The following is a 14,770-nucleotide window of genomic DNA, read 5'->3' as shown; positions in this document are numbered from 1 at the left end:
TAAATTTTGTATATTTAATATTTAACTAAAATAAAACTATTGACAGGGGAACGTATAGAAATGGAATTTTAGGTCCTTTTAACGGAAAAGTTGGAACTGTTGTAGGTTACGAACTGAGGGGCAAGTATGTAATGCGGGATGTAGGCAAAAAAAGAACAGAAAGACCCCCATCCCCAGCCGAATTGGCAAATAGAGAGAAGTTTGCAGATGTTCAGTTTTGGTTGAAGCCGCTTACCGATTTTTTAAGGGTTGGCTTTAAGGATTATGCCCCTAAATTTGAAGGTTTTGTTGCGGCCAAGTCTTACATATCTAAAAATGCAGTTAGGGGTGAATACCCAAGCTTTGTGATTGAGCCCGCATTAGCTTTAGTAAGTTTTGGTAAACTTGATCCGGCTATAACAGCAGGCGCAGTTTCAGAAAGCACTAATACTTTAACTTTTAGCTGGGATGGAGGCAGGTATGTTTATGATGACAGGGCAATGTTTTTAGTGTATGACATAGAAAATGGAGTGGCTGAATTTGATACTTCGGCCACTAAGAGGTTATTTAAGAAAGGGACATTTACACTGACAAAGAATTTTTCCGGCCGGGAGGTTCATGTTTACCTGGCTTTTGTATCAGAAGATCGGAAAAATAGAAGTAACAGTCAATATCTTGGAAAGGTTACCATTCTTTAGTGTGCGATTCAGTAATACATTTTGATGTTATAACTCCTTCAATCTAAAATACATCAGTTTAAAGACAATATCCTTATCTTCACCTGATTTTGTCTGAGATTTTGTTGCATTTTCAAAAGGCACCATTGTTATAAAGTAGTCACCAAGTTTGCCTGCAATTTTATTACCTGAACGGAAGTTGGGATCCTTTTTACTATTTAATTCAACAAATTGAAGTGTTTTACCTGCCTTCTTCGAAAAAAAGGCATTTCTAGGATCAGTTCTTGAGCCAAAATTATATCTGAAAGAGACCCATTTATCGGTAACAAAAAGCGAGTTATTGTCGTACATTATTTTAGCTGATTCCATTTTTTTCCAGTAGTCAAAATGATCTTTTGCCGGTTTAGCAGAATTAATATCGAATCCTATTTTATTTTCTTCGGGAACCTCGATTTGATATACGGGTTTTACCTGATCAATGCCAACGGTATAGATTTTATCGTCAAGTAGCGGGTAATAGTAAACGGAATCCTTGTAGATATCAAACTGATGGGGAAAACCCAGATCCAGCTCTTTAATTAGGCGAGGGAAGAAAAGTTCCTGAGAATGGTAGGTAAGCATTCCATCTCCTTCCTTATAAAGCCTAAGCCTTCTTAAATCCTTATTATTGTTAAGAATCTCACTTACATAGACATCTTTGGTTTTTGCAAATGTTAAACCGAAGTACCTGGAGCCTACAATATCCAGAACACCTGCCGGTTTTCCATCAAGATCATACCTAAAAATTTTGTTTAAGCTCAGATCTAAAAGTTCTATCCGATGGCTGTATTCATCATAAAATATGTCTGTTAAATTCGCATACTCGTCAGGTTTATCACCCAGGTGATTTATCTTGATTTTAGGCTTACCATTTTGATCGAAAAGAAAAATAGTACTTTGCGATCGGTCGGCGATAATGATAAGACTATCTGTTACAAAAAAGTTTGAAATATGTTTAATAGAAAAGTCCTTTTCGGCTTCTAGGGTTACATAATAAACACTATCAGCAATATCCTCAATGAAGGCTTTTTTGTTCTCTGCAGGGTTGATCTTAATCTTCGTTACAGGGAAATCGAATTTCTCTTTCTTTTTCTCCTGTGAGCATGAAATAAGTAGAATTAATAAAGGGAAAAGTAGATAGTACTTCATTGATGAGATATTTGATTTTGAGTAAATATTGAATAATCCGCCACCTGTTTAAGGTGGCGGATTTTAAATTTAGTATTCAGGCCAGCTAGGTACGATATTGGTAACATCATGATAGTTATTATGAGGTCTGTAAGGATTGTATCCTATACCGCATTGAGTTCCCGAATTGTTTGGGAAAAATTCATAATAACCATAGTCGTAACCATACCAGCCTTCAACAACTTTGTAGTAATTGTCATTTTGCCAAACCCATGTACCCGTTCTGTAACTTGTATTGCCTGTGGTTCCGCAATACATAGTACCGTTCGCATCGGTCCATGCAGCATTCGCTGCTCCTGAGTTGTTTGTTACGTCATAATCAAAGAATGCATATTGGAGATTACAAACCAATGTGATCACAACAGCCAGAACTCCTACTATTTTAAGTGTTTTTTTCATGTTTTTTAATTTTAACAAATTATAATTAGGTTAATTTTTAATGATTCGATTGCATTTATAAGACCCCGCAACGGGGTCACCAATGTTGCAACAGAAATAATTCGACCCTGATTAAAGGTGGAATAAGGATGACGAAATCTATGTTAATAAAAGTTAGTTTCATTTGTTAGCCTTGTGTTTCTGGAAGTCATTTCTTTTTTTAAGCAACTCTTTCAGCTCTTGTTTTAGCTTGTCACTGTCATGCCAGATCTTACTATGTTGATGGGCATAAATGCCTATGGAGAGCACATACAAGAAAGTGAGCATAATTGTTAAGTTTTTGTATTTTAAATTGTTTAGGGCCTTATCCACGAAGTAGGCCATAAGGAAAAAGATCCCTATTGAGGCTACGTATACGTACCTGTCGGCAACTATCGCGAATCTGGAAATCGGGATGACATGCAGACAAACCCCAAGATGGACAATGAAAAAACTGATTCCAAAAAAGACCCAATGCTTTTTCCAGAAACCCCAAAACGAAACACATATAATTAATAGCATTGCCGGGTACATCCAGAAACGCATGGGAACTTCTCTGCCTATGGCATTTGGAAACACATATAAGTAGCTTAATTTAACTGGGATTAGACATTTTACAAGGTATTCGGTAACAGAATAGCTGGCAAATATGATGTTCTGGTAAAATGGGTAGCGTGGCGCCTCGGAGAGCAAACCGGCCTTGTCTGCACTTTGAGAAAGTAAGGTAATATATCCAAAAATGAAAGCAATAATAAATAAAGGTAGCTTCTCAAACCATAGCCATTTGCTTCTGAAATCTCTTTTTACCGCATAATCTATTAATAAAAGACAAACCGGAAGAGTAACTGCCTGTTCCTTCCCGGCAAATGACAAAATGAAAAACAAAACGACCAATAAATAATGGCCTATCTTTTTAGAAACGAGGTAGTTTAGGTAAATGTGAATAGCGATTAAATAGAAGAAGCTATAAATGAGAATTTTAGAGGCGGATAACCAGGCGACAGATTCCACAAGAAATGGATGTACTGCCATGATTATGGCGGTAAGAAATGCGATCCGGGTTACAGATTCTGTTTTAAAGCCTTTAGAAAGGTTTAGAAGCTTTTTGATAAAAAGATAAACCAGAATTACATTACTTATATGTATAATAACTCCTAGGAGATGGAACCAGAAGGGATTATATCCAAATGCAGAATAAAGTAATGTGTAAGACAGCTGATTCGCCGGAGCGTATTGACCATTGTAAAACTCGGTCAGTATTGCCCATAAGTTGCTTCGTGTTAAGCCATCTTCTGTGTAGGCATTAACTACAACCCATTGGTCGTCCCAACGCATCTGGAATTTATGCGAAAGCACAGGAAAATAAACCAATAAGCTTATAGAAATTAAGAATAAGATTGTTGTCAGGGTTTTATTATTGTCAATAAAACCTTTTAGCATCGCAATCTTACTAGGGGTGGAGGAAGCGTTAACGTTTGTGTTCATTTTAATAGGGGATGGCTAGATTAAATGAATTGCACGACGGTGAGAGTCGTTAAAATATTACGGCATGGGATGAGTTCTTAAAATTTCTTGGGGCGTAGGCGGGTGTCGCCTAATGGCATTAGAATTTTCAGTTGATCCCTTAAATGGATCAATGATTCTTTTTGGTATGAGCGCGTTCAGGTACTCAAGTCTTTTAAAGTAATATTTAGGCATATCGGGATGATTTAGGCCATTAAATATCTTCTAAAGTTCTAGAAGTCGTTTATTATTTGGTTGTTATCTCTAATATAGATAATATAGTTTGAACTTAATTAAGGCGCTAGTATATGTGGATGGTAACTTTTTTGATACGAAAAAACCAGCGCTTGATAAGGGCTGGTTTTTAGAATATAATTGATTTTTAATCTTTATCCTGAAGCTATTCCGACTGTGTTTACGGTTGGAAAGTTGAAGGAATGATAATCACTTTTGCTGTAATTGGTTTTGTTGGGGCAAAAGGTTCAGTGTCTTGGGCATCAGGACTTTGAATGTGGATTTTAATCTCTCCTGTTTTAAATTCATAGCTATATGTATCCAGATTATATACAAAAGGCAATTGACGTTGAACATTGGGGTTATTTGGATCTGTTATGTAAATCAAAATACCCTCATCATCCATTGTTACCCCATCAATTTCATTGATATCTAAAATAGTTGTGTACGTGTCCTTAGCCGAATTTAAAGTCCAGGAGTTTGGCTGGATCGTATAAATGAAAGTCCTGTTCGGCGTTTCATTTATAATGGTGTCTTTTTTGCACGACACCAAGCCTAGCGTGGTGGTACATAGGATTAAAAATAATAGCTTTTTCATGTGATTTGTGTGTTTTGAAATTAATCAAGCAAATTTATTGCCATAAAAATTAAAGCACTGTGTTTGCTTATTCTGTAATTAAAATGTTATGCAGAATATTGTTATTTACTGCCGAATTAAACCAAATATTCAAATAGTGTTTTGTCGTTGTTAAGCTCTATAATTTCAAACTTAAATTCCTTCATTCTTTGCACCAAAGCATCATAATCTGTGCGATCTGTAAGCTCAATACCAACCAAAGCAGGGCCATTTTCCTTATTGGTTTTTTTAATGAATTCAAAGCGGGTAATGTCATCATGCGGACCAAGCACATTGTTCACAAAAAGCTTAAGTGCTCCTGGCCTTTGCGGAAAACGGACAATGAAGTAATGTTTAAGTCCTTCATAAAGTAAAGATTTCTCTTTAATTTCCTGCATGCGCTCGATGTCGTTATTGCCACCGCTCACCACACAAACTACAGTTTTTCCTTTTATTTTATCCTTGCAAGCATCCAGAATAGCAACAGATAATGCACCTGCAGGTTCTACAACAATAGCATCCTCATTATAAAGTTTTAATATGGTGGTGCAAATCTTTCCTTCTGCAACCAGTAACATATTGTCTAGCACCTTTGTGCAAAGGTCGTAAGTTAAGTTACCTACACGCTTTACCGACGCTCCATCAACAAAACGGTTTATTTCAGGTAATGTTATGGGGCCACCATGCTCAAATGCTTTTAACATAGACGGGGCGCCTTCAGGCTCAACACCTATCAACTGTATATTTGGATTTTCGTTTTTTAAATAGCTTCCTACACCTGCAGCAAGACCACCACCGCCGATTGGCATGTATAGGCCAGCGCCTCCATAAGGCAATCATCAAAAGTATCTCCAACTAAAACAAGCTCTACGCTGCCGTTCCCAAACATTTCTGTTTGTTTTACTTTTTGTCTAGGCGTAATTTCAGGCATAAAAATTACACCTTTTGTACCCAGCTTATCGCAAGAGAAAGCAACCCCCTGAGCATGATTACCAGCACTTGCGCAAACAACCCCTCTGCTCAATTCTTCTGGCGTTAGCTGACTGATCATATTGTAAGCACCGCGTAATTTGTACGATCGCACGATTTGGAGGTCCTCACGTTTCAGATATATTTCGCAGTCGTATTTTTCAGATAACTTGGAATTGTAAATGAGTGGGGTATGTTTTACAACATCTGCTAACCGCTGTGACGCAGCCTTTGAGTCTAATTTAACAGGATTCTCTGTCATGTTCTGAAATATATAAGGGGCTATAGCATTTAACGCTCGTCATCCTGAATTTATTTCAGGATCCCCCTTTAGAAGTTGCGAATGCGATTTGCGGGATCCTGAAATAAATTCAGGATGACGAGTGTTTTAATTAATTGATAAGGAAAAAGTGGTTAGCTGTTATATGTTTTTAGCCAACCAATCACCAACTTCGCTGGTTTTGTATGCTTTATTTTTTCCAGATAGGTCTTCAGTTACAATTCCTTCTGCAAGAGATTTGTTTACTACTGATCTGATCAATTCTGCTTCTTCTTTTAATCCGAAAGCATCTTCAAACATCATTGCGGCAGACAATACGGTTGCCAAAGGATTGGCAATGTCTTTACCGGCAGCCTGAGGGTAAGAACCGTGAATTGGCTCAAATAAAGACGTATGAACACCAATTGAAGCAGATGGCATAAGACCCATAGAGCCAGAAATTACAGATGCTTCGTCAGTTAAAATATCACCAAATAGGTTTTCTGTGATCAATACATCATATGAATTTGGCCATTGCACCAAACGCATCGCAACTGCATCAACAAATTCGTAGCTTACCGTAACCTCAGGAAAATCTTTTTCCATGTCCTGTACGGTTTCTCTCCACAAACGTGATGTTTCCAATACGTTTGCTTTATCTACGCAGCAAAGTCTTTTACCACGGGCCATCGCCATTTCAAAGCCTAATTTAGCAAGGCGCTGAACCTCTACTCTGGTATAGGTACAAGTATCGAAAGCTGTGTTACCATCGTCTTTTCTACCTCTTTCGCCAAAATAAATACCACCTGTTAACTCACGAAGGATAATAAGATCTGTACCTTCTATACGCTCTCTTTTTAATGGAGAGTTATCGATTAAAGATGGGAAAGTAAATGTTGGGCGTACGTTTGCAAATAAGCCCAGTTTTTTACGCATTTTTAGAAGTCCTTGTTCCGGACGAACGGTAGCTTTTGGATCATTGTCGTAACGTGGATGACCAATAGCGCCAAACAAAACAGCATCAGCTGCCATACAGATATCGTGTGTTGCATCTGGGTAAGGTTCGCCAACAGCATCAATTGCAGCAGTGCCGGTTAGGGCAGAAGTCCATACAATTTCGTGATTAAATTTTTGTGCTACGGCATTTGATACTTTAACTGCCTGATCAATAACCTCAGGTCCAATTCCGTCTCCCGCTAAAAGAGCGATATTAAGTTTCATATATTTTTAGTTGTGTTTTTTAATATTTCTTTAATTATAACCAGTTTTGATTTGTGATGCTAATTTACCTTTAAATAATGTTCAACATTTTCTGGGTAGCTTTAATCGCACACACTGTCTGATCTGAATCAAGGCCTCTGGTTATAAATACTTTCTGTTCGGTTTCCCAGGTAATAATTGTTTCACATAAAGCGTCAGAATTACTTCCGGGCGCTATCCTTACAGCATAATCAATCAGCTTTGGTAAGCTCCTTTCTTTTTTTGCATAAACCCTTGTTAATGCATTCATAAACGCATCAAACTGACCATCGCCTTGCGCATTCTCTTCGAACTTTTCCCCTTCAATTACTACAGAGATAGTAGCAGATGGACGTAAGCCCATTGCATTCATCAATACATACGATTCTACAATAACCTTTTCTTCATAAAGGCTGCTGTCCAACACGTCCGAAATGATGTAAGGAAGATCTTCTTTGGTTACGGTTTCTTTTTTGTCGCCTAATTCAATAACTCTTTGAGTAACTTTCTTCAGGTCGGCATCGTTTAGTTTTAAGCCTAATTCTTGCAGGTTTTTTTCAATATTGGCTTTGCCGGAAGTTTTTCCTAATGCATAACTGCGTTTTCTGCCGAAACGTTCAGGTAGGAGATCGTTAAAGTACAGGTTATTTTTATTGTCCCCATCAGCATGAATTCCGGCTGTTTGGGTAAATACATTATCGCCAACAATCGGTTTGTTCGAAGGGATCCTAACACCCGAAAATGTTTCAACCAGCTTGCTAACTTTATAAATCGAAGATTCTCTAAGTTGTACTTCAACCTCAGGCGCAAAATCATTAATTACGGCAATAGCACTAGCCATTGCTGCATTTCCTGCTCTTTCGCCCATCCCGTTTACTGTTAAATGCAAACCACTTATTCCAGCTTTTACAGATTCTAAAACATTGGCTGTACCAAGGTCATAATCGTTATGTGCGTGGAAATCGAAATGGGTATCCGGATATTTTGATTTAAGCTCAGTAATAAATTTAAAGGTTTCGCCAGGTGTTAAAATGCCCAGTGTATCCGGTAATAATATTCTTTTTATGGGCTGTGTAGTCAGAAAATCTAAATATTGAAGCACATACTCCGGAGAGTTACGCATGCCATTACTCCAATCTTCTAAATAAACATTGGTGGCGATGTTGTTGGCAATTGCCAGATCAATAACATGCTTAATTTCTGCAAAATGTTGTTCTGGTGTTTTTTTAAGCTGGTGCGTTAAATGGTTTAGAGAACCTTTGGTGAGCAGGTTCTGAACTTTAACACCTGCTTTTAACATCCAGTCGATAGAAACACCGTTGTCTACAAAAGATAATACTTCTATACGATCTGCATATCCGTTTGCTTCCGCCCAATTTAAAACTGCTTTTACTGCCTGAAACTCTCCGTCAGATACACGTGCAGAAGCAATTTCAGCCCGGTCAACATGGAGTTCTTCCAATAATAACTGGGCTATGGTTAACTTTTCTGAAATGGAAAAAGACACACCCGATGTTTGTTCTCCATCGCGGAGTGTAGTATCCATTATCTCTATTTTCCTTCTTTCCATGTATCGGGTCTTACTTTTTTTATACTAATTATCCGTCATCGTCGAGATGACGAGGGGTGCTATAGGTGTGCTATAGCATGACGATTATTTGTCATCATTACTTTTTTTAATGCTTAGTCTCACGACAGGCAATAGCTCAGGATGACGGGTAATTTCTTAAAGAGGAAGCTGCAACGCAAACTCTTCGATTTCCGGTTTTATGCTTTGCAGGTAGTCGATGTCATCAAAACCATTCAGCATATTGTCTTTTTTATACGAACTGATTTCGAATTTCTCTTTTTCACCTGTTGCTAAAAGCGTAATGGTTTGTTCCGGTAAGTTTACTTCCAGTTCTGTATTAGGATCAGCAAAAATTGCAGCAAAGATCTTTTCAGAAAACTCGGGACTAACCTGAACTGGTAATACACCAATGTTTAGGCAGTTGTTTCTGAAGATATCAGCAAAAAAGCTTGATACTACACATCTGAATCCATAATCATAAACCGCCCAGGCAGCATGCTCTCTTGATGAGCCTGAACCAAAGTTTTTACCACCAACAAGTATTTTACCACTGTAAACAGGGTTGTTTAATACAAAGTCTTTTTTTGGTGTATTATCTGGGTTATATCTCCAGTCGCGGAAAAGGTTGTCGCCAAACCCAACGCGTTCTGTAGCTTTTAAAAAGCGTGCAGGAATTAACTGATCGGTATCCACATTTTCTATTGGAAGTGGAACCGCGGTGCTTTTTAGTATATTAAATTTATCGTAGGCCATTTTAATCTTTTAAGTGTGTTTAGACAAGTTCTTCAATTAATGTTCTTGGGTCTGTAACCACGCCGGTAACAGCTGCAGCTGCAGCAACTAGCGGACTGGCTAACATGGTTCTTGAACCAGGACCTTGTCTTCCTTCAAAATTTCTGTTCGAGGTACTTACCGCATATTTTCCAGCAGGTATCTTATCGTCGTTCATAGCTAAACATGCAGAACAACCAGGTTGGCGTAATTCAAAGCCAGCTTCGGTTAAAATATCCAGTAAGCCTTCTTCTTTGATTTGAGCCTCAACAATATGAGAACCCGGAACCAACCAAACGGTTACATCGTCAGCTTTATGTCTGCCTTTTACGATAGAAGTAAATGCTCTGAAATCTTCGATACGTCCATTGGTACAGCTACCAACAAAAACGAAATCTATTTTCTTACCGATCATAGATTCGCCTTCAGAGAAGCCCATATAACCTAATGATTTAGCATAGGTTGCAGCACCACCTTCTGCGTGAGCAGCGTCAGGGATATCATGAGAAATTCCCATTCCCATTCCAGGGTTTGTACCATATGTGATCATTGGCTCAATTGAAGAACCGTCGAAAGTCAATTCTTTATCAAAAACAGCATCGGCATCAGTTTTTAACGTTTTGTAATACGCTAATGCTCTATCCCACGCTTCGCCTTTAGGGCTAAACTCACGACCTTTTACGTAATTGATAGTAGTTTCATCAGGAGCGATCATACCGCCACGGGCGCCCATTTCAATACTTAGGTTACAAACCGTCATACGGCCTTCCATAGTCATGTTTTCAAAAACATCACCAGCATATTCAACAAAATATCCGGTTGCGCCAGAAGTTGTAAGCTGAGAGATGATGAACAATGCAACATCTTTAGGCGTAACACCTACACCTAATTTACCATTAACATTGATGCGCATTTTTTTAGGTTTTGGCTGCATAATGCACTGTGTAGAAAGTACCATTTCTACTTCAGAAGTACCAATGCCAAAAGCGATAGCACCAAAAGCACCATGCGTAGATGTATGTGAATCGCCACAAACAATAGTAGCACCAGGTTGTGTGATTCCATACTCAGGACCTACAACGTGTACGATACCATTTTTTTGATGGCCTAGTCCCCAGTGGCTGATACCATATTCATTAGAGTTAGACTCTAATGCCTTTAACTGGTTAGCCGAAAGCGGATCTGCAACCGGCAAATGCTGGTTAATTGTTGGGGTGTTATGATCTGCCGTAGCAAATGTACGTTCAGGGTATAAAACTTTTATTCCTCTGCTTTTTAAACCTAAAAAGGCAACAGGGCTTGTAACTTCGTGGATAAGGTGGCGATCAATAAAAAGCACATCGGGGCCACCTTCTATTTTACGTACCACGTGAGTGTCCCACACCTTATCAAATAATGTTTTGCTCATTTTTTTCTTTTTTTATTATGAATTCTTTTTGTGAGATAAAGGTTAAGCTAATTGTTGCTTGTCCATCATTAACAAAAGATCATCATCATTAATATCTAATTTACTATCTGCCACTGTAAGGAAGCGATGGTAGGCTTCGCCCAATTCTTCTTTATTTAAATTAAAGCCTAAGCGCTCCAAATGGAACTTTAAAGCATGACGGCCACTGCGTGCGGTAAGTACAATACTTGCATCAGGGAAACCAACATCTTCCGGGCGTATAATTTCGTAATTTTCGCGGTTTTTTAAGAAACCATCCTGGTGGATACCTGAGCTGTGTGCAAATGCATTGCTTCCAACAATTGCTTTATTTGGTTGTACCGGCATGCGCATTTGCGAACTTACCATACGGCTCAACTCATAAAAGTTTTTAGTGTTGATATTGGTATGCAAACCTAATGTCTGGTGCGTTTTTAAAATCATGACGACCTCTTCAATAGAGGTGTTACCTGCACGTTCTCCGATACCATTAATAGTACCTTCAATTTGACGGGCACCGTTTTGTAAGCCTGCAATTGAATTTGCGGTAGCTAAACCTAAATCATTATGGCAATGCACAGATATAATGGCATTGTCAATGTTTTTTACGTTCTCTTTCAAAAATTTGATTTTGCTTCCGTATTGATCTGGTAAGCAATAACCATTTGTATCTGGTATGTTTACTACAGTAGCACCGGCTGCAATAACTGCTTCTACCATCTGGGCAAGAAAATGTACGTCTGCGCGACCAGCATCTTCTGCATAGAATTCAATATCCTCTACAAATTGCTTGGCATATTTAACGGCTTCAACTGCACGTGCTAAAATATCTTCTCTTGTACTGTTAAATTTATGTTTGATGTGCATATCAGACGAGCCGATACCAGTATGGATCCTCGGACGTTTTGCAAATTTCAATGCAGCAACAGCAGAATCAATATCACCTTTATTTGCACGTGTAAGTGCACAAATGATCGGCTCAGAAACCGCTTTAGAAAGCTCTACAACGCTTTGGAAATCACCTGGACTTGAAATCGGAAAACCTGCTTCAATAATATCCACGCCAAGCGCTTCCAATTCTTTGGCAATTTCTATTTTCTCTGGGGTTGTTAATTGGCAACCCGGCACTTGTTCACCATCACGCAACGTGGTGTCAAACACATAAACTCTATTTGGATCGTGTAACATAATTTTCGTTTTTAGTTAGTATAGGTTTTTTGTGTAATATATTTTAAGACGAGTTTACCCATTTCCTTAGTACCTAATACTTTATAAGGATTTGTGGTGCCGTCGGCAATGTCATTAGTTCTGAAGCCTTCTTTGAGTACTTTGTCAACTGCAGCAACTACTGTTTTGGCTTCTTCTTTTAGTCCAAAACCTATTTCTAGCATTAACGCTACGGATAGGATAGAAGCCAGCGGGTTGGCCAGGTCTTTTCCGGTGATATCATGTGCAGAGCCATGAATTGGTTCAAAGAAACCAGTACCATCACCAATTGAGGCCGAGGCTAACATCCCCATTGAGCCTGCAATCTGCGAAGCTTCATCTGTAAGGATATCACCAAATAAGTTGGCAGTTAGTACTACGTCAAAGCGCTTAGGATCTTTGATCAGTTGCATTGCGGCATTGTCTATAAACATATGTTCGGTTTCAACCTCAGGGTATTCTTTAGCGATAGCCTGTACGGTTGCCCTCCATAACCTGGAGCTTTCAAGTACGTTAGCTTTATCTACCGAACATAACCTTTTGTTACGCTGCATTGCAGCCTGAAAAGCTTTATGTGCTATTCGTTCTATTTCGTATCGGTGATAGATCATTAAATCCGACGCGGTATTTCTATCCTCAGAAAGTGTTTTCTCTCCGAAATAAACGTCGCCTGTCAGCTCTCTGAAAAATAAAATATCTGTACCCTTTAGTATACTTGGTTTAATGCTTGATGCATTTAACAATTCATCAAACAATAAAATAGGGCGTAGGTTGGCATAAAGACCCAATTCTTTACGGATCTTAAGTAAACCTTGCTCCGGGCGTACTTTAAGCGAAGGATCGTTATCATACAAGGCATGCCCTACAGCTCCAAAGAGGATTGCATCACTTTGTTTGGCTTTTTCCAGGGTCTCATCTGGTAATGGGCTGCCTGTTGCTTCAATAGCAGCATGACCCATTAAAGCTTCGTCAAAGGTAAACTCATGGCCAAAATCTTCGGCTATTTGTTCTAAAATGGCTTTCCCCCATGTGGTTACTTCAGGCCCGATGCCATCGCCGGGTATTACTAAGATATTCTTCTTCATAGTACGCTCTCTAATAAGGTTTCGACGGATTTTACTTCACCGTTTTCTAATAAAATTCTTTTCTCAATACAGCCCGGTATCTGTGATTCAAAATGACCAACATAAATCAATGTTGTACCATTTTTGCACAATTCATCTACCAGTTTGTTAAAATGCAATGTTTGTTGCTGGTCTAATCCCTGGCAAGGTTCATCCAATATCAATAGCTCCGGGTTTTTTACAATGGTACGGGCCAATAATGCCAGTCTTTGTTTACCAAGAGGAAGTTCGTTCATCAAGGTATTTTTATATTCATCCAGGCCGAAATAATGAATTAATTCATCGGTTTTAGCCTTTTTTGAATATCCCGGATCACAAAATAAGCCTGAACTATCATAAAAGCCAGAAACAATACTTTGCCAAACAGTTGCTGAAGGATCAAAATACCAGTGCAATTCTGGTGATATTAAACCAATTCGTTCTTTAATCTCCCAGATGCTTTCTCCGCTTCCTCTTTTGTTTCCAAATAAATGAAAATCATTGGCGTAAGCCTGAGGATGATCGCCACAGATTAAACTTAACAAAGTTGATTTTCCAGAGCCGTTATGGCCATGCAACACCCATTTTTCACCCGCTTTAACTTCCCAGTTGATGTTTTTTAACACCTGTTTTTCGCCGTAGCTGATATTTACATTGATCATTCTAATGATCTCTGCAGATGAAGCATTTACAACCGATTCACTCAAAAATGTAGGAACAGGTTTATCAGACGCTTCTATATCATTCCAGGTACGTTCATCAGCAGAAATTTCGACTAATTTGCCTTCCTCAATTGTCGCAATGCGATTGATGCAGCCAGGTAGCTCGGCTTCGTTGCTGATTAAGATCAACTGTGTTCCTGCTTCAGAAATTTCTTCAAGTAAAGCGTTTAAGTTTTTACGGGAAAGTACATCCAGTCCGTTGTAAGGAAGATCAAGTATTAACAACTGCGGTTTTAACCATAAGGCCTTAACCAATTGTAATTTTTTATGTTCTCCGCTGGATAACTGGATAAGTGTGGAGTCTTTTAATTCCGAAAACCCTAGTGCGGCTAGAACCCTATCTACTTCATGAATTGAAAGTGAATGTTTTTTGCCGAAACTTTCCAATTCAGCTTTTACTGTGGCTGTAGTTTCTGTTGATTGCTTATTGTAACGCTGCTGATAATAGAAATTAGACTGGCCTTCCAAGTCTTTAAATTGAAACCAATTGGCCACATAATAGGCGATAGCAGGTAAACTGCTTTGAGGATTAAAGTTGATTTCAATATTACTGTAGCTATGGCCTATACCGGCCATAGCTTTAGCTAATGATGTTTTGCCACTTCCGCTTGTTCCACACAACAACCAATTCTCGTTACGATTTATAGTCCAGTTCAAATCCATTAACACGGGTTTGTGCCGATACTTTAAATTTAGTTTTGTGATATGGACGACGGGCTGTGACATTTAATATTATTATGCTGTTTTTATAGATTTCATTGCAGTCATCGCTTTTCTTAATCTAGCGCCAACTATTTCAACTTCATGAGAACGAAGCGCCTCATTAATTGCAATTAACGTTCTGTTATCAAC

12 protein-coding genes and 1 pseudogene are annotated in these 14,770 nt (G+C 38.6%); 1 reads left to right on the top strand and 12 read right to left on the bottom strand.

The genetic code is table 11. The features are described 5' to 3' along the window. Positions 1-38: 38 nt before the first annotated feature. Positions 39-677: a DUF6266 family protein gene (locus AC1DDX_RS03325; RefSeq protein ID WP_337715911.1), complete on the top strand. Its 639-nt coding sequence runs from the start codon at positions 39-41 to the stop codon at positions 675-677. Between the two features lie 27 nt (positions 678-704). Here the strand turns inward: AC1DDX_RS03325 and AC1DDX_RS03320 are convergent, their stop codons facing one another. The 12 genes and pseudogenes from AC1DDX_RS03320 to AC1DDX_RS03265 form a co-directional block, all read right to left on the bottom strand. Next, positions 705-1,844: a 6-bladed beta-propeller gene (locus AC1DDX_RS03320; protein ID WP_172660959.1), complete on the bottom strand. Its 1,140-nt coding sequence runs from the start codon at positions 1,842-1,844 to the stop codon at positions 705-707. A 69-nt stretch (positions 1,845-1,913) separates the two neighbouring features. Then, positions 1,914-2,282 (bottom strand): hypothetical protein, encoded by a 369-nt coding sequence (locus tag AC1DDX_RS03315; protein ID WP_172660958.1) that lies wholly within the window; start codon positions 2,280-2,282, stop codon positions 1,914-1,916. Between the two features lie 159 nt (positions 2,283-2,441). Next, on the bottom strand, positions 2,442-3,785 hold the full coding sequence (locus tag AC1DDX_RS03310; RefSeq protein ID WP_288879649.1) for a hypothetical protein: 1,344 nt from the start codon (positions 3,783-3,785) through the stop codon (positions 2,442-2,444). A gap of 433 nt (positions 3,786-4,218) precedes the next feature. Then, entirely contained in the window at positions 4,219-4,635 is a 417-nt protein-coding gene (locus AC1DDX_RS03305) for a hypothetical protein (RefSeq protein ID WP_288879650.1), read from the bottom strand. A 116-nt stretch (positions 4,636-4,751) separates the two neighbouring features. Then, a pseudogene (locus tag AC1DDX_RS03300) lies at positions 4,752-5,884 on the bottom strand (threonine ammonia-lyase). 159 nt (positions 5,885-6,043) lie between these two features. Then, positions 6,044-7,102 carry a 3-isopropylmalate dehydrogenase gene (gene leuB / locus AC1DDX_RS03295; RefSeq protein ID WP_337715846.1) on the bottom strand — a complete coding sequence of 353 codons (1,059 nt, stop codon included), beginning with the start codon at positions 7,100-7,102 and terminating at the stop codon, positions 6,044-6,046. Positions 7,103-7,172: 70 nt separating this feature from the next. Continuing rightward, complete coding sequence (locus AC1DDX_RS03290; RefSeq protein WP_172660951.1) at positions 7,173-8,690, bottom strand: alpha-isopropylmalate synthase regulatory domain-containing protein; 1,518 nt, start codon at positions 8,688-8,690, stop codon at positions 7,173-7,175. Positions 8,691-8,846: 156 nt separating this feature from the next. Continuing rightward, positions 8,847-9,443 (bottom strand): 3-isopropylmalate dehydratase small subunit, encoded by a 597-nt coding sequence (gene leuD, locus AC1DDX_RS03285; protein WP_172660950.1) that lies wholly within the window; start codon positions 9,441-9,443, stop codon positions 8,847-8,849. 19 nt (positions 9,444-9,462) lie between these two features. After that, positions 9,463-10,869 (bottom strand): 3-isopropylmalate dehydratase large subunit, encoded by a 1,407-nt coding sequence (gene leuC / locus AC1DDX_RS03280; RefSeq protein ID WP_048903936.1) that lies wholly within the window; start codon positions 10,867-10,869, stop codon positions 9,463-9,465. Between the two features lie 42 nt (positions 10,870-10,911). After that, complete coding sequence (locus AC1DDX_RS03275; RefSeq protein WP_337715844.1) at positions 10,912-12,075, bottom strand: 2-isopropylmalate synthase; 1,164 nt, start codon at positions 12,073-12,075, stop codon at positions 10,912-10,914. Positions 12,076-12,086: 11 nt separating this feature from the next. Then, the gene (gene leuB / locus AC1DDX_RS03270) at positions 12,087-13,178 is read right to left on the bottom strand and encodes a 3-isopropylmalate dehydrogenase (RefSeq protein ID WP_172660949.1); all 1,092 of its coding nucleotides are present in this window, start codon (positions 13,176-13,178) and stop codon (positions 12,087-12,089) included. After that, complete coding sequence (locus AC1DDX_RS03265; protein WP_337715842.1) at positions 13,175-14,581, bottom strand: ATP-binding cassette domain-containing protein; 1,407 nt, start codon at positions 14,579-14,581, stop codon at positions 13,175-13,177. Before AC1DDX_RS03265 ends, leuB (AC1DDX_RS03270) begins: the two co-directional genes overlap by 4 nt. Positions 14,582-14,770: the final 189 nt, after the last annotated feature.

The sequence above is a fragment of the Pedobacter sp. 10L46_2 genome (assembly GCF_056395165.1).
Note: the sequence above shows the minus strand (reverse complement) of the source record. Positions and strands in the feature narration are given on the sequence as shown.